General features: G+C 40.7%; 21 protein-coding genes and 1 tRNA gene. 12 read left to right on the forward strand and 10 right to left on the reverse strand.

What is annotated here, in order from left to right:
• Positions 1–66: 66 nt before the first annotated feature.
• Positions 67–777, forward strand: a complete 711-nt coding sequence (locus AYR53_RS04100; RefSeq protein ID WP_225359724.1) for a class I SAM-dependent methyltransferase — start codon at positions 67–69, stop codon at positions 775–777.
• A 97-nt stretch (positions 778–874) separates the two neighbouring features.
• Here the strand turns inward: AYR53_RS04100 and AYR53_RS04105 are convergent, their stop codons facing one another.
• Both AYR53_RS04105 and AYR53_RS04110 read right to left on the reverse strand, forming a co-directional pair.
• Positions 875–1,822 (reverse strand): SPFH domain-containing protein, encoded by a 948-nt coding sequence (locus tag AYR53_RS04105; RefSeq protein WP_068225802.1) that lies wholly within the window; start codon positions 1,820–1,822, stop codon positions 875–877.
• Positions 1,823–2,413: 591 nt separating this feature from the next.
• Positions 2,414–2,608, reverse strand: coding sequence for a hypothetical protein (locus tag AYR53_RS04110; protein WP_068225801.1), 195 nt, complete (start codon positions 2,606–2,608; stop codon positions 2,414–2,416).
• Positions 2,609–2,817: 209 nt separating this feature from the next.
• On the opposite strand from AYR53_RS04110, the gene AYR53_RS04115 reads away from it, so the two are divergent.
• Positions 2,818–4,161: an FAD-dependent oxidoreductase gene (locus tag AYR53_RS04115; protein WP_082918537.1), complete on the forward strand. Its 1,344-nt coding sequence runs from the start codon at positions 2,818–2,820 to the stop codon at positions 4,159–4,161.
• Positions 4,162–4,280: 119 nt separating this feature from the next.
• On the opposite strand, the gene AYR53_RS04120 is transcribed toward AYR53_RS04115, so the two are convergent.
• Entirely contained in the window at positions 4,281–4,886 is a 606-nt protein-coding gene (locus tag AYR53_RS04120; protein WP_082918536.1) for a DNA-3-methyladenine glycosylase I, read from the reverse strand.
• A 118-nt stretch (positions 4,887–5,004) separates the two neighbouring features.
• Between AYR53_RS04120 and AYR53_RS04125 the strand changes: the two genes are divergently transcribed.
• The 3 genes from AYR53_RS04125 (at position 5,005) to AYR53_RS04135 (ending at position 7,399) form a co-directional block, all read left to right on the forward strand.
• Positions 5,005–5,076, forward strand: a tRNA-Arg gene (locus AYR53_RS04125).
• A gap of 213 nt (positions 5,077–5,289) precedes the next feature.
• Positions 5,290–6,186 (forward strand): ABC transporter ATP-binding protein, encoded by an 897-nt coding sequence (locus AYR53_RS04130; RefSeq protein WP_068225800.1) that lies wholly within the window; start codon positions 5,290–5,292, stop codon positions 6,184–6,186.
• Complete coding sequence (locus AYR53_RS04135) at positions 6,179–7,399, forward strand: ABC transporter permease (RefSeq protein ID WP_068279115.1); 1,221 nt, start codon at positions 6,179–6,181, stop codon at positions 7,397–7,399. The genes AYR53_RS04130 and AYR53_RS04135 overlap by 8 nt, the downstream gene beginning before the upstream one ends.
• Positions 7,400–7,426: 27 nt before the next feature.
• Here AYR53_RS04135 and AYR53_RS04140 read toward each other — a convergent pair whose 3' ends face one another.
• On the reverse strand, positions 7,427–7,894 hold the full coding sequence (locus AYR53_RS04140; RefSeq protein ID WP_068225798.1) for a GNAT family N-acetyltransferase: 468 nt from the start codon (positions 7,892–7,894) through the stop codon (positions 7,427–7,429).
• A 131-nt stretch (positions 7,895–8,025) separates the two neighbouring features.
• Between AYR53_RS04140 and AYR53_RS04145 the strand changes: the two genes are divergently transcribed.
• Positions 8,026–8,289: a YdeI/OmpD-associated family protein gene (locus tag AYR53_RS04145; protein WP_068225797.1), complete on the forward strand. Its 264-nt coding sequence runs from the start codon at positions 8,026–8,028 to the stop codon at positions 8,287–8,289.
• 556 nt (positions 8,290–8,845) lie between these two features.
• Here AYR53_RS04145 and AYR53_RS04150 read toward each other — a convergent pair.
• The 3 genes from AYR53_RS04150 to map form a co-directional block, all read right to left on the reverse strand.
• Positions 8,846–10,060, reverse strand: a complete 1,215-nt coding sequence (locus tag AYR53_RS04150; protein ID WP_068225796.1) for a DUF2075 domain-containing protein — start codon at positions 10,058–10,060, stop codon at positions 8,846–8,848.
• 85 nt (positions 10,061–10,145) lie between these two features.
• Complete coding sequence (locus AYR53_RS04155) at positions 10,146–10,400, reverse strand: hypothetical protein (RefSeq protein ID WP_068225795.1); 255 nt, start codon at positions 10,398–10,400, stop codon at positions 10,146–10,148.
• 241 nt (positions 10,401–10,641) lie between these two features.
• Positions 10,642–11,433 (reverse strand): type I methionyl aminopeptidase, encoded by a 792-nt coding sequence (map, locus tag AYR53_RS04160; RefSeq protein ID WP_068225794.1) that lies wholly within the window; start codon positions 11,431–11,433, stop codon positions 10,642–10,644.
• A gap of 371 nt (positions 11,434–11,804) precedes the next feature.
• Here map and AYR53_RS04165 point away from each other — a divergent pair, with 371 nt between their 5' ends.
• Positions 11,805–12,161, forward strand: coding sequence for a DUF1827 family protein (locus AYR53_RS04165; protein ID WP_068225793.1), 357 nt, complete (start codon positions 11,805–11,807; stop codon positions 12,159–12,161).
• Positions 12,162–12,380: 219 nt separating this feature from the next.
• Here the strand turns inward: AYR53_RS04165 and AYR53_RS04170 are convergent, their stop codons facing one another.
• Positions 12,381–13,691, reverse strand: coding sequence for an NCS2 family permease (locus tag AYR53_RS04170; RefSeq protein ID WP_068225792.1), 1,311 nt, complete (start codon positions 13,689–13,691; stop codon positions 12,381–12,383).
• A 245-nt stretch (positions 13,692–13,936) separates the two neighbouring features.
• On the opposite strand from AYR53_RS04170, the gene AYR53_RS04175 reads away from it, so the two are divergent.
• From AYR53_RS04175 to AYR53_RS04185, 3 genes are all read left to right on the forward strand, one after another.
• Positions 13,937–14,626 (forward strand): carbonic anhydrase family protein, encoded by a 690-nt coding sequence (locus AYR53_RS04175; protein WP_225359725.1) that lies wholly within the window; start codon positions 13,937–13,939, stop codon positions 14,624–14,626.
• A gap of 168 nt (positions 14,627–14,794) precedes the next feature.
• The gene (locus AYR53_RS04180) at positions 14,795–15,124 is read left to right on the forward strand and encodes a hypothetical protein (RefSeq protein ID WP_068225791.1); all 330 of its coding nucleotides are present in this window, start codon (positions 14,795–14,797) and stop codon (positions 15,122–15,124) included.
• Positions 15,125–15,445: 321 nt separating this feature from the next.
• Entirely contained in the window at positions 15,446–16,810 is a 1,365-nt protein-coding gene (locus AYR53_RS04185) for a glutamate--cysteine ligase (protein WP_068225790.1), read from the forward strand.
• Positions 16,811–16,949: 139 nt separating this feature from the next.
• On the opposite strand, the gene AYR53_RS04190 is transcribed toward AYR53_RS04185, so the two are convergent.
• The gene (locus tag AYR53_RS04190) at positions 16,950–17,726 is read right to left on the reverse strand and encodes a tyrosine-protein phosphatase (protein ID WP_068279113.1); all 777 of its coding nucleotides are present in this window, start codon (positions 17,724–17,726) and stop codon (positions 16,950–16,952) included.
• A 59-nt stretch (positions 17,727–17,785) separates the two neighbouring features.
• Complete coding sequence (icd, locus tag AYR53_RS04195) at positions 17,786–19,060, reverse strand: NADP-dependent isocitrate dehydrogenase (RefSeq protein WP_068225788.1); 1,275 nt, start codon at positions 19,058–19,060, stop codon at positions 17,786–17,788.
• A gap of 113 nt (positions 19,061–19,173) precedes the next feature.
• Between icd and AYR53_RS04200 the strand changes: the two genes are divergently transcribed.
• The gene (locus AYR53_RS04200; protein ID WP_068225787.1) at positions 19,174–20,091 is read left to right on the forward strand and encodes an AEC family transporter; all 918 of its coding nucleotides are present in this window, start codon (positions 19,174–19,176) and stop codon (positions 20,089–20,091) included.
• A 186-nt stretch (positions 20,092–20,277) separates the two neighbouring features.
• Positions 20,278–21,588, forward strand: coding sequence for an IS1380 family transposase (locus AYR53_RS04205; RefSeq protein WP_068279064.1), 1,311 nt, complete (start codon positions 20,278–20,280; stop codon positions 21,586–21,588).
• The last annotated feature ends 221 nt before the right edge of the window (positions 21,589–21,809 follow it).

A 21,809-nucleotide genomic window follows, 5' to 3' on the forward strand; every position in this document is an offset into this window, starting at 1 on the left:
CAGCTGCTTACTATTTTTAATTGAAACTTAAAGAGGGAATTAAGATGGAATGGAACGCACAAAAATATGATACAAAGCACGCTTTTGTGGCAAAATCTGCTGGCCGAATTACCTAAAACACCGCAGCATATTATTGATATTGGTTGTGGGACTGGCACACTAACAAATGAGATTGCTCGGGCCGGTCATCAGGTTGTTGGGATTGATCAATCGGCCAATATGATTAAACAGGCCAGAGCTAAATTTCCGCAATTGGACCTTCAAATAAAGAATGTTTTGCTGCCAGTAATGCAAACAGAAAGATATGATGTTGTATTTTCTAACGCAGTTTTTCACTGGATTAAGGATCAAGATAAACTATTACAAAATATTTTCACTTTATTGAAAGCAAATGGTCAGCTGATTTGTGAATTTGGTGCTGCCGGGAATATTGCTCGGATTCAGCAGGCTTTTCAGCATGAACTTACACAACTAGACCGGGAATACCATTCGCCGTTCTTTTTCCCGACGCGGCTTGATTACGCAACCTTATTGCGTAGCCATCAATTTAAGGTTGAGGAGATCACTGTTTATGATCGGCCAACAGTACTTGCAGGTGGCGCTGCTGGTTTGAAAAATTGGATTGAACAATTTTTTGCAACTGATTTATTTAAATTAAGTCAGGCGAAACAGACGTTGATCATCCACAATATGGTTCAAAATTTGAAGGACAGTTTGTGGAAACAAGATCATTGGGAGGCCGATTATCGCCACATTAAAGTACGGGCAAGTAAGTGATGTAGATTTTGGCGCACGTTCTAGAGTAATGATCGGAAACAGTAAGAGGCTAGGATTTTTGTCCCAGCCTCTTTGTGGATCTTATTAGCGTAATTAATTAATTTAGTTTAACGTCTTCATCGTTAGACTTAGCAACTTTACTACCCGTTAGCACCTTACCAATTGCTGGAATAGTGCCTAGGCTATCAAGTGATTTGTTAGGTAAAACAATGGTATTATTTTGTCCGGCGGCAACTTGTTCCATGGCTTCGACATTCTTATATTGAAGGAATAATTCACCGTTATTGGCTAAGGCCGAATTAATTTGGTTGATTTGATCACGGACAGATTCAGCGACCAACCGTTGACTTTCGGCCTTACCTTGAGCCTCAAGGACTTGCGTTTGTTTATTGGCTTCGGCCTCAAGAATGGTACTTTGTTTTTGACCTTCAGCTTTAGCAATTGCCGCTTGTTTGTAACCTTCAGCCTCGGTGATATTGGCCTGTTTTTCACGAGAAGCACGGAGTAATTTATTCATTGATTCTTGAATATCGCCGTCAACCTTAATCGAATCAATGTTGACCCGATCAACGTTTAGGCCGTAACCGGCTGTAGTTGACGCAATTTGTTGGAATAAAGTGGTATTAATCTTCTCGGTTCCATTTAAAACATCATTTAAATCCATGTTGCCGATGATGCCACGAAGGTTAGCCCGAGTATCCTGAACCATACTCAAAACGGAATTCTTATTTTTATAAACATAAGCATTGACGTCAGTAATGTGGTATTTCAGGGTTTCAGAAATCTTAACAACAACGTTATCCTTAGTAATAACTTCTTGTTCTTCCACTTTTAAGGGGATTTGTTTCATATTGACAATCTGTGTAATTCGGTAAATTATTGGTAAGACAACGTGGAAGCCTGGTTCTAATGTACGCACGTAAACACCAAGTCGTTCAACGATGCCAACCTCACCGGTATGAATAATAGCAAAAGTAGAAAAGAAAAGTATCCCAAATAAAATAAGTACAACTAAAACGATAACCCCAATGATCCAACCAAACATAATCAATTTCCTCCTTTTTAATACAATGAAACCTATTTATCTAAAAATCTTTCAGAATAGAGACTAGAACAAAAACCCCTAGCCGCTTACTACTTTAGACCATGCGCTAAGGTCGCGGGGTCCATGTGCCTGCTAAGCTAATGACTATAGTGCTGGTTATTGAAATTAGCCTTCGTTACGCACGTAAACCAAAAATCAATTTTTTTATCACGCTCGTGTTCTGAAATCATTTTTTACAAAAGTTCTACACCTAAAAATTGACCTAAATATTTCCTAAAAGTACTGCTGTCCGATTTGCTAGCCTGACTAGTCGACAGCTAATTTATGCTTTTTTCACCAAATAATTGATTAAAATTACGCAGTCAAATTTGAACACCTTTTAAGACATATTCTACTAACAAGGTTCCCACATAGTGTACCTTAAGTTGATTAGTTAAGATAGTGTAGTAATTAACAAATAGGCTAAAAAACGTCTAATTATTGTTTTATAATTAACGATTATAGATGGTAAATGTAAATTGGAATTTAGATTAGGTACTGGCTAAAAATTGAGCCGATAATTATTAATAACGGTAGCTTTTGAGTGACAAGCTAGTACTCTAAGTTGGTCTCCTGTTTACGAACGTACAATAATAAAGGAGTAACGCGAACAATTGTGACGGTATCACCAGCAGTGGCGGTATCTTCCACGAGATAATGGTACCAAATCCCGTAAAATTCGATAACGCCTTGTAAATCACTTGTTGTTAATTGAAAAGTTTGCCCTAATAACCGATCATCTAACATGTAATTGCCTCCTCCTATTATTTTACTCATTCTATGCGTCCGACTTCTGGATGACAATAGAAAGTAAATTTATTGTTGTAAGGTTTAGTTTACTTAGTAGCTCCCTTGTTAAGAAGGGAAACCAGTTGGTTATAGTTGACGTCTTGTTTTTATGAAGTAGAATCAAATTAGAATCAATAGTGCCAGTCAAAGGACGGGAGAAAATTTACATGAAAGTTGTTATTGTTGGCTGTACCCATGCTGGTACGGCCGCCGCTAAACAAATATTGGCTAGTTCTCCAAATACAGAAGTAACCGTTTACGAGCGCCACCAAGATATTTCATTCTTATCTTGTGGCATTTCGCTTTATCTTAGTGGCAAAGTTAAATCATTGGAAGAAATGTTTTACGCAACGCCAGAGGATTTAGAGCAGTTAGGCGCTAAAGTACGGACTAACTGTGATGTTTATGCTATTGACACTAAGCATAAAACACTTCGAGTTGAAGAGCTACAAACAGGGATTAAATACCAGGATACTTATGATAAATTAGTAATGGCAACTGGTTCGGTACCAGTTGTGCCGCCAATCGAAGGTGTTAGTTTGCCCGGAATTTTAATGTGTAAAGATTACGAGGATGCCAAGCAAATTTACCAGACGGCTAAGTCGGCTAAACGAATTGCAATTATCGGCGGAGGATACGTTGGTGTTGAGCTTGTTGAGGCCTATAGTCGGACTGGTCACGATGTTATGCTGATTAATGGGCTGCACCGACCTTTAAGTCATTACGTTGATGTACCGTTTGCTAAAGAAGTTGAAGCAGACATGAAACAGCATGGTGTTCAACTCTATTTAAATGAGGTTGCACACACTTTTGATAGTGATGATCAACATATTTACATTAAAACGAATAAGGCAGAACGTGAAGCGGATTTAGCGGTAGTTTGTGTTGGTTTTCGCCCGCAGACCGATTTATTAGAGGGCCAAGTTGAGCTGACAAAAGATGGTGCAATTCATGTTAATGATTATATGCAAACATCTGATCCAGATATCTTTGCGGCAGGTGATTCGGTTGCCGTTCACTTTAACCCAACCCAAACTGATGCGTACACACCACTGGCAACTAATGCAGTTCGGCAAGGTGCCTTAGTTGGAAGAAATATTTTTAAGCCAACACTAAAGTATTTAGGTACCCAGGCTACCTCAGCCTTACATTTGTACGGGAAAACTGTTGCATCAACTGGCCTAACCTTAGAACGGGCGCAAAAGCACGGCTTTACGGCAGCGGCGGTTGATCTAACGGATAATTATCGACCGGAATTTATGGAATCGACTACACCGGTGGAAATGCGTTTAGTTTACGATCAAAATGATCACCGAATATTAGGTGGTCAATTAGTTAGCAAATACGACATAGCTCAATCGGCCAATCTATTATCAGTTTGTATTCAAAATAAAAATACCATTGAAGATTTAGCATTTGTTGACATGCTATTTTCACCGTATGATGATCGACCATTTAATTATTTAAATTTACTAGGCCAGGCAGCAATGCAACAAGAAGAAGCACGTTAGTAACACTAAATAGCGCACAATTGCCGGATTTATTCTGGGCAATTGTGCGCTTATTTAATGGCATTGAACTGCTGCAAAGTAGAAGCTAAACTTTTTTTCAAATAGTTGCTAGCTAAAACCTAGCGATTAAATGGTAGAACTTGATCGATAATCAGGCCGCTTGCACGTAAAAACATAGTTGTGACAATTGGACCAACGTATTTAAACCCCCACTGTTTGAGATCACGGGCGACTTTCTCGGCAATTGGTGAGGTTGTTGGAATATCATCATCTTGCTGATAAGTGTTAACAATTGGTTGGTTGTTAACAAATCCCCAAAGATACGTGGCGAAGCTGCCAAATTCGGATTGGACTTGGTGGAAGGCTTGGGCGTTAGTAACCAAAGCGTATGCTTTCCGTCGATCGGGTATCATCCCGGGAGCGACTAAAGCTTTTTCAATATCAGTGCTTGTCATTTTGGCGACTTCAGTAGGTACCATTTTACAAAAATTTCGGCGAAAAACATCACGTTTCCCGGCAGCCTCCCACCAGGTTAACCCTGATTGAAACATACCAACTGCAAGTAATTGAAAGAGCAGTACATCATCGTGGGTTGCTGTCCCCCATTGTCTTTGGTAGGCCTCCACAGCAGGTCCTTGATTATAACGCAGCCGTTCAGGACTGGGCTGTTGGGGTTTTTTTGGCCGTTCAGGTTCACCAAATAGATTAATTTGTTCGTAAGCCATTTTAATACCCTCCTTGTCGATGTTTGCTTAGAAATAGCTGGTGTTAGGTCGAAATGATACGTAAGTTTTAAACTAAAACTTGAATTTGAAATCGAATATCAGTATGATAATACTATACGCGTCGGTAGTGTAATGGATAGCACGTGAGATTTCGGTCCTTACGATCGGGGTTCGATTCCCCGCTGACGCATAATTTGAGCATGGCTTAAGGATGAGGGTTAGTTCCTCATCCTTTTTTGTTGTCTAAGGCAGGATGGATGTTTAAACAATATTGGTGTGGGTTCTTTTCTGATTAATTTAACCTAAACGTGTTTAGCAAGCAGCTTTTGCGGATAAAAGATTAGCTTTCTCTAAAATGAGAGCGTAAAATTTGGCAGGTAAGGACAACTTGGAGGTGACTTTTGTGTTAGAGGTGACAAATTTAAGCAAATCATTTGGTAGTGCCCAAGTTTTAAAACAGGTCAGTTTTAAAGCTCAGGATGGTCAAATATTGGGGTTGATTGGCCAAAATGGTGCTGGTAAATCAACCACTTTTCACAGTATTCTTAATTTCATTCAATTTACTGGCACAATAAGCTGGAATGGTCAGGCACTAACTGAAAAAGACTACAATATCATCGGTTATTTACCGGAAGAGCGTAGTTTGATGCCCAAACTAACGGTTCAGCAACAGATACGTTACTTGGCTCGATTAAAAGGGTACCAGACGGCAGATATCGACCGCCAAATACCAAAGTGGCTAGAACGTTTTGCGGTTAAAGGTGATAAAAAGGATAAGATCAAAAGTTTATCTAAAGGAAATCAACAGAAAATTCAGTTGATTTGTACGTTGCTCCACCAACCTAAGTTAATTATTCTGGATGAACCTTTTAGCGGACTAGATCCAGTCAACGCTGATTTGTTGAAGCAGGCAATTCTAGAGGCCAAGCAAGCAGGTGCGACAATTATTTTTTCCGATCACGATATGAGCAACGTGGAAGATCTTTGCGATCAAGTTTTGATGTTGAAACAGGGCAAGGTGGTACTAACCGGTGATTTACAGGCTGTTCGGGAGCAGTTTGGTCGTAATCGCTTATTCGTTAAGACGGATTGGTCAACAGAAAGGTTAGCGGCGTTACCCCACGTTATTCAGGTAGCACTGACTCGGGCGGGAACTTATCGGTTGACGCTGGATACTGAAAGTGCTGGCCCGGAAATTTTTACGGCGTTAACGCAGGGGCACTATATTCAAACGTTTGATCAACAACCGCCAACTTTAGACGAAATTTTTAGAATGAAAGCAGGTGCCACTGATGACTAAAACAGGAATTGTTGCTGGTGAAACATACGCACGACAGGTTAAGTCGTGGAGCTTCTTGATTCTAGTTTTGTCACCGTTTCTTTTTATATTATTATCGTTTGGGGTTGGTTATTTATCGGCCAGTACTAGCCAAGCTAGGAATACGATTGCAGTGGTTGCCAATGATTCAAACTTACGCCAGGAATTTATTCAAAGCAATACACTTCAGACAACCGGTAAACACGCTACTTTACCAACGGCCAAGCAAGCACTACAACAAAATAAAATTCAGGGTTATTTGGTTTTGAAAACAGAAAACAATCAAATCCAAGTGACATATCATGGTACAAAACAGTTAGAAAGTTCCGCTAAGCAGGCATTGCAGCAATTTGTAATCCAGAAACAACAACATTTGAATCAACAAGCGGCTAATTTAACTAGCCGCCAATTGCACCAGCTAAATCAGTTACCGCAAATTCAAGAAAAAGTTGAAAAAGGTGAATCCACTACTGATCTAGCAAAGTTGGTTTCATTTTGGGTGTTGCTTTTCCTAATGTACTTTATTTTAGTGACGTACACGTCTACAACGGCACAGGAAATTGCTTCCGAGAAGGGTACAAAGATTATGGAAATCATTTTTTCTAGTACTACTGCCCGCAAGTATTTTTACGGAAAGATGTTAGGTGTTTTTGGTGTCATCGTTACTCAGATTGCCATCTATTTAGTTGGTGGATTTGCGCTTTACGGGTTAGCACCCCATTTAGCAATCACCAAAACGCTTTTTCAACAATACCGTGATTTAATTGATCAAGTTTTAAAGAATTTCTTTTCGGTCAATTTACTCTATGTGTTGTTAGGGGTTGTTATTTTCACTATTTTGGCGGCCTTATCTGGTGCACTGGTAACGCGACCAGAAGATGCAACTAAGGCCGCACAACCAGCGCTCTATTTAGTCATGCTGGGTTTCTTTGGGGCGCTAACTCTAAATAAACAGGCAGAGTTGCTAGTGGTTAAAATTCTATCCTACGTGCCCTTTTTATCTTCCTTCTTTATGCCATTACGCGTTATCGATGGCTCAGTTAGTGGCCTGGAGGTGCTGGGCTCCTTAATCATTTTGGTACTTAGCATTGCGGGACTAACTTATTACGTTGGCGGTATTTACTCAGGTTTAATGCTTCAAACGGATAACGTCGGTTTCTGGAAGAGTTTTAAACGAGGAATTCAAATTCGCTAAAAAAGCAGTTGTGGCCATTTAATAGAGTTAGTCGGCCGCAGCAAGACTTTTTTTAAACATTAATAGATCCAAGGTTGGGATACCATTTTCAATGCTAGGCTGTTGGTGCGTTGAAAAGTAGTCGGCTTTAATTGCGTATAGGCGCATCCCCATTTTTTGATAAAAAGCAATATTTTTAAGGCTCGAATTAGCGGTACCAACTAATAATGTTTGGTAACCATGTTGTTGGTAGTAGCTGAAAAAGTGGCGCAAAGTATATTGCCCGAAACCCTGGCCCCGTTTATTGGCAATGATAGCTAAGTTCTTTAGCTCGATTGTGTGGTCGTTTTGGGGAACAAAAAGCGCCACGCCGATTGTTAAATCATCTAATTGTAAAGCAAATAGATCACCTTGATTTAGATAGGTTGTTATAGTTGTTTCGTCCTCGACGGCTAGAATCAAGTAAGGTAAATACCGTTCTTTATTATCAGTAATTAAATTAAAAGCTAACGCCATGATTTTCCCTCTTTTTAAAATGTGTTTAATTTTATGCTACAGTTCTACGGCAGAGGGTGCAAGTTATAGCAAGTTAAATTAAATATAGATATTCAAAGCAAATTAAATTTGTTATTCTAAAACTAATCTGTATGAGGGGAGTGACTTATTTGGCTGATAAAAAAGCGTTAAGCGATTATGAAGTTGATATTCCCCGTGTTGCGGAGTTGTTAGCGGATGAGGAAAGTTTGAAAACTTTTTTTGATGATCTGACGCCAGGCTACCAACGTGAATGGGCCCGTTACATTTACGGTGCAAAGGCTGAAGCGACAAAGAAACGACACATTGCGGATATGCGTAAAATCTTGGCCGCAGGGTATAAATCTAAGCGGGGCTACGGTCAGCGCGCAAAATAAAGTACCAACTAATTTACGCATTCAGGTAACCTAAAAAGCTTCCGGTAAGTCAGCGATATTTCTGACTTACCGGAAGCTTTTTAGTGATCTAACCGTTGAATGTTGGTATCTTTTTAAATGTGCTTTAGTGGAGTGTAGCGCTCATATTTAAATTATATTGCTATTAAAAATAATGCTTGTGCTGCTTGGCTACTTAATTACACGTGAATAAATGTAGTTAGGTTCCATTCCACCTTGGCAGTGGTTGAGCTTTGATTATTGATTAATTTAATCGTTTAGTTAATCCAATTGAGTAGGTTTAATGCTGCGCAACTTAGCGGTGCCTTTAATTAGCCATCAACAATGACAAAGGCGGCCATCACCTACTTGCAACGCAATAACTGGTTGACAGTAACTGCCAGAGACACAAATAACGCTTAAATGTTCCACTGCGCCCCGGAATAGAATCTCACCTGTTCTGGCTTGTTCCAGTTAAGTTTTGGCGTTCTGAAAACTAGCTAATATTTTTAAATATAGTTGCTACGTTGTACTAGGATCAGCTCGGAAAGTCATAATATTAGGTTAATTCGGCTAAGGCCTGGTGGAGTAATGGATCACAGGCGTAAAGGTAGAGTCCGTGAACACCACGTTTCATTAAAACGTTAATTGAGTTTAAAATAATTTTTTGTTGTGTTTGCTGAATCTGTTTTTGATCAGTAAAATCCGCCCGCCGTTTAAAGGCCTCGTGATCCTGGTAGTACTCTGGCCGAATTAAAAGTTGGTTCTTGGCTGGATCAAAGGAAACAGAGGGACCTAAAATAACACCGACGTAGTTTAAATCAAAACCCTGAATGGTGTAAATCGAACCGACTTCATTAATTGTTTCGGGACGTTCGGCCCAAGGAATGATTGGGTCCATATTTTTATCCCACGGCACTTTAAAGTGCTTTGTGGCCACGTAGTAAGTTTTTCCATCTAATTTATAAGGAAAGTCGGCAGTCGCAACTAAGCGGGCCAGATGAGTTTGATGATCACGTTGCTTTAATGTTTGGTAGAGTTGATTGGCATCGGAAAAAATACGAAAATCATAATTAGGATCTTGCGGAAGTGCCAGCAATTTTTGCTGTTTTGCAAAACCATCAATCCAGCGTAAAACACTGGTATTGGCGGCCACACGAAATTGCTGATCAAGGTGGTAAATCTGGTGAGTGTGTGTTCTTAAAATTTGCTGCAACATCTGCTGATTCCAGTAACTTTTCATTTTTAAAACTTGATCAGGATCGAAGACCAAAATAACAACGTGGCTATGCTTAATGATTTCCGTTAATTGATTATTTTGCCGAAATTGATTGTAGCGATCAGGCTTAGTTAATAATAAATGGGCTTCATCTACTAAAGTGATGTCGGCCCTTTCCTGTGACTTTGCCATTTGATTGATAAAGGGAGTTGGTTTAGCAAAATCTTTTTTTCGCAAATAAGGGAAATCTGCCGCAATTTGCTTATAGATTTTTAACATTTCAGGGTGATTTACTAGTAGGTAGTTGTTAGTGCGGTACAAGTAATCTGTTGGTTGGTGACTGGCCTTTTGTAGATCATTGAACAGAGAACTAAGGACAACACTTTTACCAGTGCCAGCATCACCAGTAATTACAAATAGGGCGGTTTTATCATCGTGTAAGTGTTGCTGGCAAAAGGTCAGTGCCTGCTGTTTCAATTGTTGTTGTTTTGGTGATAATGGTTTTAATGGACTTAATTTAGTTGTTGCCTGATTATTGCGAGTTGCTGGTTTCAAAATAACGCGACCTTTCCATAACTGTCAGTTATTTAATGGCAGTTAATAAATTTAAAAAATCGCCTAACAAAGGCGATTAGTGGTATTAAGGGATAAAACGATTAATTTCTTTTTGCAAATTATGTATCTCAAGCATTGTGATGCGCGGAAATATTCTAAAAATAAATGAAGCAAAATTATCATGGTGGTATTTATAGTTCATCTTACCAATAAAACGGCTTGGCTGCTCCGTAGGTTGTTTCTCGAGCACTTCTAAGTCGTAGGTAGCGCCGGGAATTAAATTAATGTAAGTAGTGGCAGTAATGTAGATCGCGTTAGGTGTCGTTTCAGATTTCATCATTGCAATCAGGCTTCCTTTATTCAAATTAGTAGTTCCATCATACAAACATACGTTCCCGATTGTCAAGGGCCATTTTTAATGAAAAATAATGAAAGCAAGTTAGGAAAGGGATTACTGCAAAAAAGATTTAGCACTGCTTATCTTTTTTGCGGCGCGCCTAGTCGATTTAAATTTTTTAAGGTAAAACCAAAGGATTCTGTTTAAAAAACACATTTGGTTCGTCCCAGCCTTATCTGGATTGTTACAAGTATTTAACGTCGGCTTTGGAATCCTGTGAAGTTAAAATTTTAGGGCCGTCTTTAGTAATCGCCAAGGTGTGTTCATACTGCGCCGCCGGGGAACCGTCCGCTGTAACGTAGTAGCGCCAAGTGTCGTGAGGAACGACTTTGGTTGCTAGCTGCCATGATCCAGTCACAATCATTGGCTCGATTGTGATTGTCATTCCTTCACGTAAACGAAGTCCACGACCTGCCTCGCCATAGTGGGGAATTGCGGGTTCTTCGTGGATAGATGGCTGAATCCCATGACCGATGAGGGTTCGAATATCACCAAAGCCATTTTCATCCTCGGCATAAGTTTGAATGGCGTGGCCAATGTCGCCAATGCGATTACCAATCACTGCTTGATCAATCCCGAGGTAAAGGGCCTTTTTAGTCACGCCCATTAATTTTTGAATTTCGGCCGAAACTTTGCCAACGGCGTAGGTCCAGCAGGAATCACTTTGGTAACCATCGTATTCAACACACATATCAACTTTGACAATATCACCATTTTTTAGGTTCAGGCCGCGCCGGGGAATGCCATGGGCAACTTCGCTGTTAACACTAATACAAGTTGCGTATTTGTAACCATCAAAGCCAATTTGTGAAGCCACGGCGCCGTGTGATTCAATATACTGGCGCGCAAATTTTTCAATTTCCCAAGTTGATAGGCCAGGCCTAATTAAGTTACGGAGACCCAAGTGAACACCGGCAAGAATAGCGCCAGATTTACGCATACCTTCAATTTCTCGTGATGATTTTAATGTAATCAAAAAAGTTCCTCCAAATAATTAAGCTTAATTTTAAGCGGTAAATAGCAAATAACACTATTTTAATCCTTTTTAGGTGAAATAACACGCCCGTCGCTACCGAATAACCTGATCCGTAATTTATTAATTGTTAGTCTAATTTTATTTTTTTCACAAGTAAAATATAGGCAGTATTTTGCCTAAAATAAGCGTACTATAAGTTTAGTCATTTTAAAAAGTAGGCAATGATGGATGTGGTTAATTGCTTGAAATAGGCAGGCAGATTAGGGTGAGAGACCATTTTTTCAGTACGCCTTTAAGCAAAATGATCGAATTTACACTGCTTATTCGCTAAAATAATTAGTATAAAATAAAAAAGAAAGAGGTTATCGACAGTGAAATTAATTGAAGTTCCAATCAAGGTTAACGTTAGCTTGCGTAAGATGATTCCGAATACGATTTCGTACCTGTATGGAAACACAGCAATCCGTTATTTTCGTAAGTATACGCTTGGCAATACCAGTGTTTATTATGTCGATAGTTTCCGTCGAATTGACGTTATTCTAACAAACACAACACGTAATATTCGGACGGACGAAATCGATTTTGTAGTGAATCAATTATTAAATGAACAAACACTTGGCGAAGTAACGCGCCTGAGTAAAGAAAAGATTGAGGCCGCGCGGCACCATAAGATCCGTAAAATGAAGGATATTGTGATTGCCGAAGCTAAGCCGCTTGAAAAGGACTAGAAATATGTTTTGTTTATAAATATTTAAAACCGAAAAAAGCAGGCTGGAACAAAGGTCGTTTTGAGTATACTGCGCAATGTAAACTAATCTAATAACCGCACTATGATTATTAAATTTTAGGCACGTGAACCTAGACTTTTGGCGCACGCTTTAGCGTAATGTTCGGAAAAATAGGAGGCTAGGACTTTTGTCCTAGCCTCCTTTTTGTCGTTTATTCTTTTAGTTAACGTTTAAAATCCATAAGAAGATCAGAAAGACAAAGAACAGGCCGTACATTAAAGGGTGGACTTCTTTGCGGCGACCGGCGGCGATCATGGTGATGGGGTACATGATGAAGCCTAAAGCAATACCATCAGAAATACTGTAAGTGAGGGGCATGCCCAACACAATTAGAAATGCTGGAATAGCAATTTCTAATTGTTGCCAATCGATTTGTTTCAATGATTGGGCCATTAATACACCAACGATAATTAATGCTGGCGCCGTTACTTGACTAGTAACAACGGATAAGAGTGGCGAGAAGAAAAGACCAACAATGAAGAGTAAGCCAGTAACTACGGCGGTGAGACCAGAACGACCACCAACTGCAATGCCGGCCGAAGATTCTACGTAAGCTGAAGTTGGTGAAGTTCCAAGCAGGGAACCAACTAACATTGAGGATGAATCGGCCAACAAGGCACGACCAACTCGGGGCATTTTATTGTCCTTCATAAAACCAGCCTGTTCGGCTAATCCGACTAGTGTACCTGCAGTATCAAAGAAGGTTACTAGCAGGAAGGTGAGCACCACGACGACCAGTTGCAATGAATTGATTTCCCCAACGTGGGTTAAAGCAACCATGAAAGTTGGGTGCATGCTTGGTGCGCTGGAGATAATTGCACTGGGTAAATGAATTAAGCCAGTTATTAAGCCGAGCACTGACGTTAAAACCATCCCGATAAAAATGGCACCAGGAACTTTTCGCGTCATCAGAATTGCGGTAACGATTAGGCCGAAAATGGTCAGCCAAGTGGTGCTAACGTTTAGCGAGCCTAAACCAACAACTGTTGATTTGTTGGCGACAATTAGGCCACCATCGTGTAAACCAATGAAGGCAATGAAGAGACCAATACCAGCCGCAATTGCTAATTTAAGATTGTGTGGAATAGCATTAATAATCGCTTCACGCAGTTTAAAGACTGTGATAATCATAAAAATGATTGAAGCAACAAAAACTCCGGCTAGTGCAGTTTGCCAGGGGATTTTCATTCCAATAACGACTGAATAAGTGAAGAAGGCATTGACTCCAAGACCAGGAGCGATTGCGATTGGGTACTTGGCCAAAATTCCCATTAATAAACAACCAAGTGAACTGGCTAGGGCAGTAGCGGTGAATACCGCACCCTTATCCATTCCTGAGGCGCCTAGGACACTAGGATTAACAAATAATATGTAGGCCATTGAAATGAATGTTGTGAAACCTGCAAGTACTTCCCGGCGGACGTTTGTTCCCAATTCATCTAACTTGAAATAATTCGAAATGTATTGCATGCTTAATCTCCCTTTTCACTTGATTAGTTAAGAATAAAGGCGTATTAATAAATATTGTTCGTGTTTAATCGGATGAACAAGTTCTATAATACTATTAAAATGATATATTTCAAGTATTCAAGAACAATTAGCGAAAATGTTTTGTTAAACGTTCAATTTTCATTAAACGACCATAACAATAAAATTAGGGTTGTAAGTTGGCAATAATTGGGAATTCTCTTATACTAAGAGCAATGAAGGATTAAATGGTGAAAATTAAGGTGAAGAAGAGTGAGCAAATGAACAAATTAGATTATCAAGCGCAATCGCAGTGGGCTTATGGTGCGGGAAAACAACAATCACCAATTGCTCTAGAAACGGTACCCCAAAATATTTTGGAGGCCGCCGATTTTTTAGAATGGCAGGGACCTTACTATGTTCAAGATGTCTGTGATAATGGCAATAATTTATTACTACACGGGCAGGGACACGCGCGGCTAGACCAACGTTTATTTCATTTAGTTCAACTGCATTTTCACGCGCCAGCTGAACACACAATTAACGGTGAGTTACGGGCCATGGAATGGCACTTTGTCCACACCGATGCTATTGGTAAAACAGCCGTTGTTGCTGTCAGTGCTGTTATTGGCCGCCCTAATCCGCAATTTGAACAAATCCTTGCGCAATACGAAACTGGCAAATTAACAACGTTTGCAGAAACTATTTTGGTAACCTCGCTCTTACCAACAACAGGCCTGATTTATCATTACGTTGGTTCATTGACGACACCACCATTAATCGAGGGTGTGGAATGGTACGTAGCGGAAAAGCCTTTTACGATTTCACAAGAACAGTTAGAACGCTACCAACAATTTTTTCCAAAAACGAATAACCGAACTTTACAGCCGTTGAATGATCGCCAAGTAATGCAATATGATTTAGGTAGTAACGACTAAATTTTATTTGGAAGTGGGATAAAAACCGGTTTTGGCGCACCTTTTAAAGTGTTTGATTGGGAATGCTTCAAAATGGATTCAAGTTGTGAACTGGCCAGAGAACGCTTATAATACAAAGCATTATTTGGCCACTTAAGCTGCGCTAGGAGAATTAAGGAGGAAATCAGCATGCTAACTGTGTTTGATGTACTAAAAATAATTCGGATCAATCACGATCAGTTGGACACACATCAAGTTGTGATGACACAAAGAGATGGTAAGCCTAATAGTGTTCTAACGGATTTATTGACGGACGTTGTCACTAAGACGCGGATGTTTGTTGATTTAGAGCAAATTCATTCTAGTACCGAATTGATCACAACTTTACGTGAAGTAACGCCATTACCTGAAGAAGTATTAACTGAGTACGACAAAATTTTAGGTCAGCCTGTCGTTACAATTAATTTTGCACCACGAAAAAGCCTCGTTGAATTGGTTTACGATGAATACGCCTATTAAAGCGTGTTTAAATTTTACTTTGGCCCGAAAAAAATGTTGCTGGTCGGTGGAGGGAACGGGACAAGACTCCTAGCCGCGTACTGTTTCCGAGCATTAGTCTAGAACGTGGGCCAAAAGTCTGAATTAGCTTACGTTACGCAGTGAACCCAAAACCGACTTTTGTCCCACTCCTATAAATAAACGTAGTGGCAAGTAAAGTATTAGAAAAATCGACTTTATTTGGCGCTATTTTTGGACAGCAAATGATTAGGATTTTAGTATTAATCCTTGTTAAAATAGGATTTAGATAAAAATGGGCAGAACCTTTCTGGAGGTGATCAGATGTTCGACAGCGTTGGAAAAGCAATTTTTGATCAGGAGCTCGTTTCGCGATCAAGTGATTTTACAATGGGAATTGAAGTCGAAATGCACCGAATTGATGAAAATGGCCGATTGAGTAAGGAACCTTACCCAAATAATCTCGGTGATCAGGCGGAAAATCAATTTATCAAAAATGATTTCGTCCAAACACAGTCAGAAGTTATTACGCCTCCGATTGCGCATTCGGTCTCGGCAATGAATTACCTGTTGGCGTTAAATAATACACTACGTAATGCTTTACAACCGACTGAACTACTGTGGCCGTTGTCAATGCCACCAGTTTTGCCGAAGGATAAGACAAATATTTCAATAGCGGCCACTGAACCTAAAAAGAAAAAATATTTAGAAGCAGTGGCCAAACGTTACGGCTTTACCAATGGACTACCGAGTGGGGTGCACATCAATCTAAGCATTGATCAACGCATTTTTGATATCGTTTATCCAGAAGTTGCGGATCGATTTAAAAATCGAACGGAAGTTGTTAACGCAATATACGTAAAGGTAGCACAACAATTTATGCGTTATCGGTGGTTACTCATTTACTTATTTGGGGCTAGTCCAATTGCTGAGGCTAATTATTTTAGTGCGGATAAGGCTCAGCCGGAACATCCCGTTCGCAGTTTACGTAGCAGTCATTACGGCTTTTATTATGAGTTTGTTGGTGATTATACATCAGTTGCTAAGTACGTTCAGGTAATTACGGACGCTGTCGCTTCGGATCGCTTACTATCTGAAAGCGAATATCATGGTAGCGTTAGGCTAAAAGGGACTGGCAAATTGGCCGATGTGCCTAAAAAGGGCGTTGATTACTTAGAATTGCGAATGTTAGATTTGGATCCAACCACTTCTGTGGGTATCCGAACGGAAACGGTGCGCTTTATTCGTATTTTAATGAGTTACTTCATGATGTCACCAGGAATTGCTACTGGTCAAGTAAATAAAGTTATGAAAAAATCGGCCGAAATGCTTGAAACGGTTGCTTTGGAAATACCAAACGAACCAACAGTTTATCAAGCGCAGGCCCAAGAATTTTTAGATCAATTACAATTGTTTGGTGATCAAGTTCAGTGGGGTCCTGAATACCAGGAAGTTATGGATGTAATGCGGGATCGTTTAGATAACCCGGAGCATACGCCGGCGGCTAACTTAGTTGGGCAAATGCATAACGGCTCTTTGACGGAGTATGCATTAAAAATGGCTCAGCGTTATCAAAAACGAGCGTTACGCAATATTGAGCCATTTAACGGCTTTAAGCAAAAACCAACTTTGGACGAAAGTGAACTACGTCGTGATTTGTTTAAAGGTAATTGGGAACCGCGAAATTAAGGTTAGGTAAATGCGCGGAATCTGATCGTTCTTCCAAATACTCCCTAGTTTAAAGCTAAATAGACAGTAACCATGTGTAAAGTGGTTACTGTCTATTTAGATGCTGTCAATTTTAGGGTAAGTACACTCCCTAAAAATGCTAGTCAGTTAAATAAAGGCGCCGCAAATCTTTAATGTCCTGCCTAGAGAATTTCAATTCATTTTGCAAGTAGTGTTCAGTGTCTCCCGAAAGGGCCTTAATCGTAGCAAAAACTGCATCAAAGTTAGCGTCTTCTACGGTTAATACTTGGTTCATTCGGTTGGTCATATCTTCACTGGCGTTTTTGGCGACAATTTGGTCGATGCTATTGACATTGTCAGTACTAAAAATCATGTTGGTCAGCAAATAATCGCGCTTAATGATTTCCGGCTTAACTTGTAAAGCGGCCAAAACAAGCATGGCACCGGCACCAGTACGATCTTTACCGGCTGCACAGTGGAAGACCACGCTCTTTTTATCGGTTGGTGTGGCCAGCATCGCCGCAAATAATTTACGCCAGGCCAGCTGAGCGTGGGGGTCAACGATCATTTGCTGATAAGTTTGGGAAAAAAAGCCAAAGGACGAATCTGCTAACTCAACATTTAATCCTTGCAAGCTGTTTTGATCGGTAAAAGGGTAAACTGGTGCTGCTTCATAGTTGGTTGTGTCCGGTAAACGATCAGGAAACATGTCAATTTCGCCAGCCGAACGTAAATCAATATCATAGTGTAGACCGTACTGTTTGAGGAAAGCAAGATCCTTAGCTGTAAGGTCCCTTAAACTACCTGATCGTAAAATCTTCTGCCATTTGACCTGGCACCGGTTGATTGTTTCATAACCACCAAGCTCGCGAAAATTAACGCCACCGTCTAACTGTAAAACACGCTGTTGCTGCATAGCTACACTTCCTTTGCTTTTAATTCATTATAGCCGCTTTTAGAGCAAAGGGCATGTAACTAGCAGTTGATTAAGTGAACTAAATACGCACCAAATTCTTGCGTGCCTAAAGTTGTTGCAGTGGTGAGGTTCTGGGCAAAATCGCTAGTAACGTGTTTAGTTTGAATTGCGGTTGCGATTGCTTGCCGAATTGTAGTCGCAACATCCGTCCAACCAAGGTAGTCAAAGAGCATTGCCCCGGATAATAGCAAGGAACTAGGGTTTAACTTATTTTGCCCGGCAAACTCAGGGGCCGTTCCGTGAGTTGCCTCAAAAACGGCGGTGCCAGTATCGTAGTTAATGTTACCGCCCGGGGCAATACCGATTCCACCAACTTGAGCGGCCAGTGCGTCCGATAAATAATCACCATTTAAATTTAACGTTGCAATGACACTATAATCTTCCGGGTGTAATAAAATTTGTTGTAAAAAGTTATCGGGTAATTTGTCGTTGATAATCACCTTGCCTGTCTTTTTTGCTGTTTTAAGAGCTTCATTTGCTGCTTCTTTTCCCGAAATTTTAGCCAACTTATCGTACTGTTTTTGGGTAAAAACTTGTTCTGGAAAGGCGGACTCGATAGCGGCGTAACCCCAATTTTTAAAGCCACCTTCCGTGTATTTCATAATGTTGCCCTTATGAACTAGCGTCACGGTGGGCAGCTTGTGTGCTAAGGCGTAGTTGACCGCCGCAATAACTAAACGTGCCGTTCCTTCCTGTGATACTGGTTTGATGCCAAATGCCGAGGTTGTTGGAAAGCGAACTTTCGCCAACTCATCATGTGCAGCGAGAAAGGCCTTTAGCTCTTGTGCTGCAGTGGAGTCCGCCTTGAATTCAATACCGGCGTAGATGTCTTCGGTGTTTTCCCGAAAAACTGTCATCGCCACTTTTTCAGGGGTCTTAACCGGTGATGGTGTTCCTGAAAAATAATGAATTGGTCGGACACAGGCAAATAAATCTAAGGTGTGACGAATTTGAACGTTAAGTGAACGAAAGCCTTTACCGATTGGGGTTGTCAGTGGGCCTTTAATGCTGACCAACCCTTTTTTCATTGTGGCCAGTGTTTCTTTTGGTAGGTAATTACCCGTTTTTTGGTAGGCCTTGCCACCCGCAAGGACTTCTTGCCAAACGATCTTTTTTGTTGTGCCGTAATTTTTTCTGACGGCCGTATCAAACACTGGTTGTGCTGCGTGCCAGATTTCGGGACCAATACCGTCTCCTTGAATGAAAGGAATAATTGGATCTTTCGGAACTACTAATTCTTTTGTTGTGGCGTTAAAGGTTAGCCAAGTTGCCATAATAAATCCCCCTAAAATGAGAAAATGATTTTAAAATTAGCTTGTTTTTAATCATATTTTAATGTAACATCTTTTTACATAAGAAACAAGTTTAATTATTAAGGGGTGGTTAAATGTTTCAAACACTTATTTTGGCACTAATACCCATTATTTTTACGTTAGGTTTAGGTTATTTTGCTGCGTGGCGTGGCACTTTTGATGAGCAAGCTAGTAGTATTTTTGTTACGCTGATTATGTCCTACGCGTTACCGCTAAGTGTTTTTTCAGGAATTTGGGGGACACCACGCCAACTTATTATCAAAGATAGATCCGTTGTGCTCTGGTTGTTGTTGGCAATGGTAATTTGTTATCTCATTTTGTTCTTGGGCTATTATTTTATTGGTCATCAATCACGTTCGCTGGCTGCATTACGAGCAATGGCAGTGGCCGATCCCTCAGTTCCCTTTGTTGGTTCGGCGGTCTTACCGTTACTATTTGGCAGTAATTTGAGTGCCATCGATATTGGTATTTGTAGTTTAATTATTAATCTCTTGGCGCTACCGGTGACGATTTACTTATTAGAAAGTGATCAACTTGCAGAGTCACATGAGCAAGGCCTTCTTCGTACATTTAAGAAGCCATTAGTGTGGGCCTCGTTGCTTGGCTTTATTTTGGTTCTGGCTGGTTCAACAATGCCAGCTAGTCTAGCAAACAACTTCACGCTGTTAGGTAAGGCCGCGGGCGGGGTTGCTATCTTTGCGGCCGGAATCGTTTTACAAACTAGAAAAATTCACTTGACCCTACCTGTGATCGGCAATGTTTTTTTGAAAAATATTTTATTTCCACTGATTGTCTGGGGCGTTCTAATCTTATTACAGGTTCCCGTTCAGGCTCGACGACTAGTGGTAGTGACGCTGGCAATCCCAATGGCAACCATGCCAACCGTTTTGGCCATTCAATACCAAGTTGCTGCATCAGAAATGGCCTCAACACAGTTTTTAAGCACGGTTGTTTCCTTTGTGACGATGGGATTTTTCATGATTGCAGTTTAAAAATAAAAAAATACGACCTAACCTGAATTATTCACCATAAGTTCTCCAAGTACAGTGTCACCCCGGTATCATGGGCGGTACTGTGTTTTTTATTTTTCACCTTTTTAGTGCAGAAAAAGAACCTCCGATTTGGTATAGTTGATTCACCACAAGTCAGCTATCCACCCAAAGAAAGAGGTCCTTCTCATGGCAACTTTACCGGGAAAACGAGTTAATTTCAATCCTAAATTACATATTTCGCACACTGGTGGTGAACTTTCCACTGATGCTGGGCTAGTGTTGGTCAAAGAATTAATGGCGCAACTCAATTTCACGACCTTAGCGTATCAATTAGTCCATTTTGATGACCAGCGCCATTACGCTCGTTACAGCAACGTTAGTCTACTAGAACAGGTCGTGCTGCAGTTGATCGCCGGTTACCCGGCCGATCTAGCTGCCACCAGTTTGCGCAATGACCCCACATTTAAATTACTATTGGCACAACCGCAATTGGCCTCACAACCGTCATTATCCCGTTTTTGGCAACGCTGTGACGAGCAGACCATCACCTCATTACAAACGTTGAATCAAGCATTGCTTGACCAAGCGTGGACTGGCGCCAAGCAACAACAGCTGATCCTCGATATTGACTCGACTCACGCCGATACTCATGGTCATCAGGAAAAAACGGCCTTTAATGCGCATTACGGTACCACGGGTTACCATCCGCTGGTCGCTTTTGACGGGCAAACGGGCCACTGTTTAAAGGCTCAATTGCGCCCAGGTAATGTTTATACCAGTACGGATATTGCCCCCTTTATCACACCACTACTACAGCACTATCATCAAGTCAAACCGAACGCTGATATCTTGGTCCGCGGGGATAGTGGCTTTGCGACTCCAGAATTATACGAAACTTGTGAAGCCAACGACACTTTTTACTTGATCCGCCTGAAAGCCAATCGGCGGCTGAACCAACTGGCTGAACGTTTTGTTCAGATCAGTGATGAGCAGAATTGGACTGAGACCGAGGTCCATTATTATCGCGCGTCTTATCAAGCCCGATCATGGTCTAAGCCGCGCCAGATCTATATTAAATCAACTCGACCAGCTGGTGAATTGTTATTTCAACATGAATACCTCGTGTCCAATTTAACGAGTTTTGTCGCCGAAGATGCATTTCACGCCTATCACCAACGGGGTCAAATGGAAAACTATATCAAGGAAGCCAAGGCTGGCTTTTACCTGGATAAAATGACTAGCTCGCAATTTATACCAAATTATGCCCGCATGATGCTCAGTGTCCTCGCTTATAATTTAGTCAGCTTGATGCGCCAATTGTTGCCTGTACAACATCAGCGATTACAGGTTACAACCTTGCGCTTATGGCTGTTTAAAGTAGCGGGTAAGCTGGTGACCAGCGGCCGGCAACTTTATCTAAAATTAAGCCGCCACCACGTCTATCAGGATTTGTTTTATCAACTGTTAGCTCGAATCCAAGCGCTACAGTGGGGCTAAACTGGTGCAAAAAATCAAAAAAAGTCGGTTCGGCCAAGGGGCAAGTATGCTCAAAATTGAGGATCAAAAATTTATCCAGCCCCATAATTTGGTAGCCTTTAGCAAAAACAGTACATCTTGGTTTGACTACGCCATAGCAGCACGAGAATTGGTCCAAAATTGTGCGGTATGCCGATATTAAACCTCGTATGAATAATTCGGGCCTAAGCTTAACGCTATAA

Source organism: Loigolactobacillus backii, from assembly GCF_001663675.1.
GTDB lineage: Bacteria > Bacillota > Bacilli > Lactobacillales > Lactobacillaceae > Loigolactobacillus > Loigolactobacillus backii.

Coding starts and splice junctions, on each gene's coding strand:
- AYR53_RS04100 (WP_225359724.1), top strand. CDS start 67: ATGATACAAAGCACGCTTTTGTGGCAAAATCTGCTGGCCGAATTACCT.
- AYR53_RS04105 (WP_068225802.1), bottom strand. CDS start 1,822: ATGTTTGGTTGGATCATTGGGGTTATCGTTTTAGTTGTACTTATTTTA.
- AYR53_RS04110 (WP_068225801.1), bottom strand. CDS start 2,608: ATGTTAGATGATCGGTTATTAGGGCAAACTTTTCAATTAACAACAAGT.
- AYR53_RS04115 (WP_082918537.1), top strand. CDS start 2,818: ATGAAAGTTGTTATTGTTGGCTGTACCCATGCTGGTACGGCCGCCGCT.
- AYR53_RS04120 (WP_082918536.1), bottom strand. CDS start 4,886: ATGGCTTACGAACAAATTAATCTATTTGGTGAACCTGAACGGCCAAAA.
- AYR53_RS04135 (WP_068279115.1), top strand. CDS start 6,179: ATGACTAAAACAGGAATTGTTGCTGGTGAAACATACGCACGACAGGTT.
- AYR53_RS04140 (WP_068225798.1), bottom strand. CDS start 7,894: ATGGCGTTAGCTTTTAATTTAATTACTGATAATAAAGAACGGTATTTA.
- AYR53_RS04145 (WP_068225797.1), top strand. CDS start 8,026: ATGAGGGGAGTGACTTATTTGGCTGATAAAAAAGCGTTAAGCGATTAT.
- AYR53_RS04155 (WP_068225795.1), bottom strand. CDS start 10,400: ATGATGAAATCTGAAACGACACCTAACGCGATCTACATTACTGCCACT.
- AYR53_RS04170 (WP_068225792.1), bottom strand. CDS start 13,691: ATGCAATACATTTCGAATTATTTCAAGTTAGATGAATTGGGAACAAAC.
- AYR53_RS04175 (WP_225359725.1), top strand. CDS start 13,937: ATGGTGAAAATTAAGGTGAAGAAGAGTGAGCAAATGAACAAATTAGAT.
- AYR53_RS04180 (WP_068225791.1), top strand. CDS start 14,795: ATGCTAACTGTGTTTGATGTACTAAAAATAATTCGGATCAATCACGAT.
- AYR53_RS04185 (WP_068225790.1), top strand. CDS start 15,446: ATGTTCGACAGCGTTGGAAAAGCAATTTTTGATCAGGAGCTCGTTTCG.
- AYR53_RS04190 (WP_068279113.1), bottom strand. CDS start 17,726: ATGCAGCAACAGCGTGTTTTACAGTTAGACGGTGGCGTTAATTTTCGC.
- icd (WP_068225788.1), bottom strand. CDS start 19,060: ATGGCAACTTGGCTAACCTTTAACGCCACAACAAAAGAATTAGTAGTT.
- AYR53_RS04200 (WP_068225787.1), top strand. CDS start 19,174: ATGTTTCAAACACTTATTTTGGCACTAATACCCATTATTTTTACGTTA.
- AYR53_RS04205 (WP_068279064.1), top strand. CDS start 20,278: ATGGCAACTTTACCGGGAAAACGAGTTAATTTCAATCCTAAATTACAT.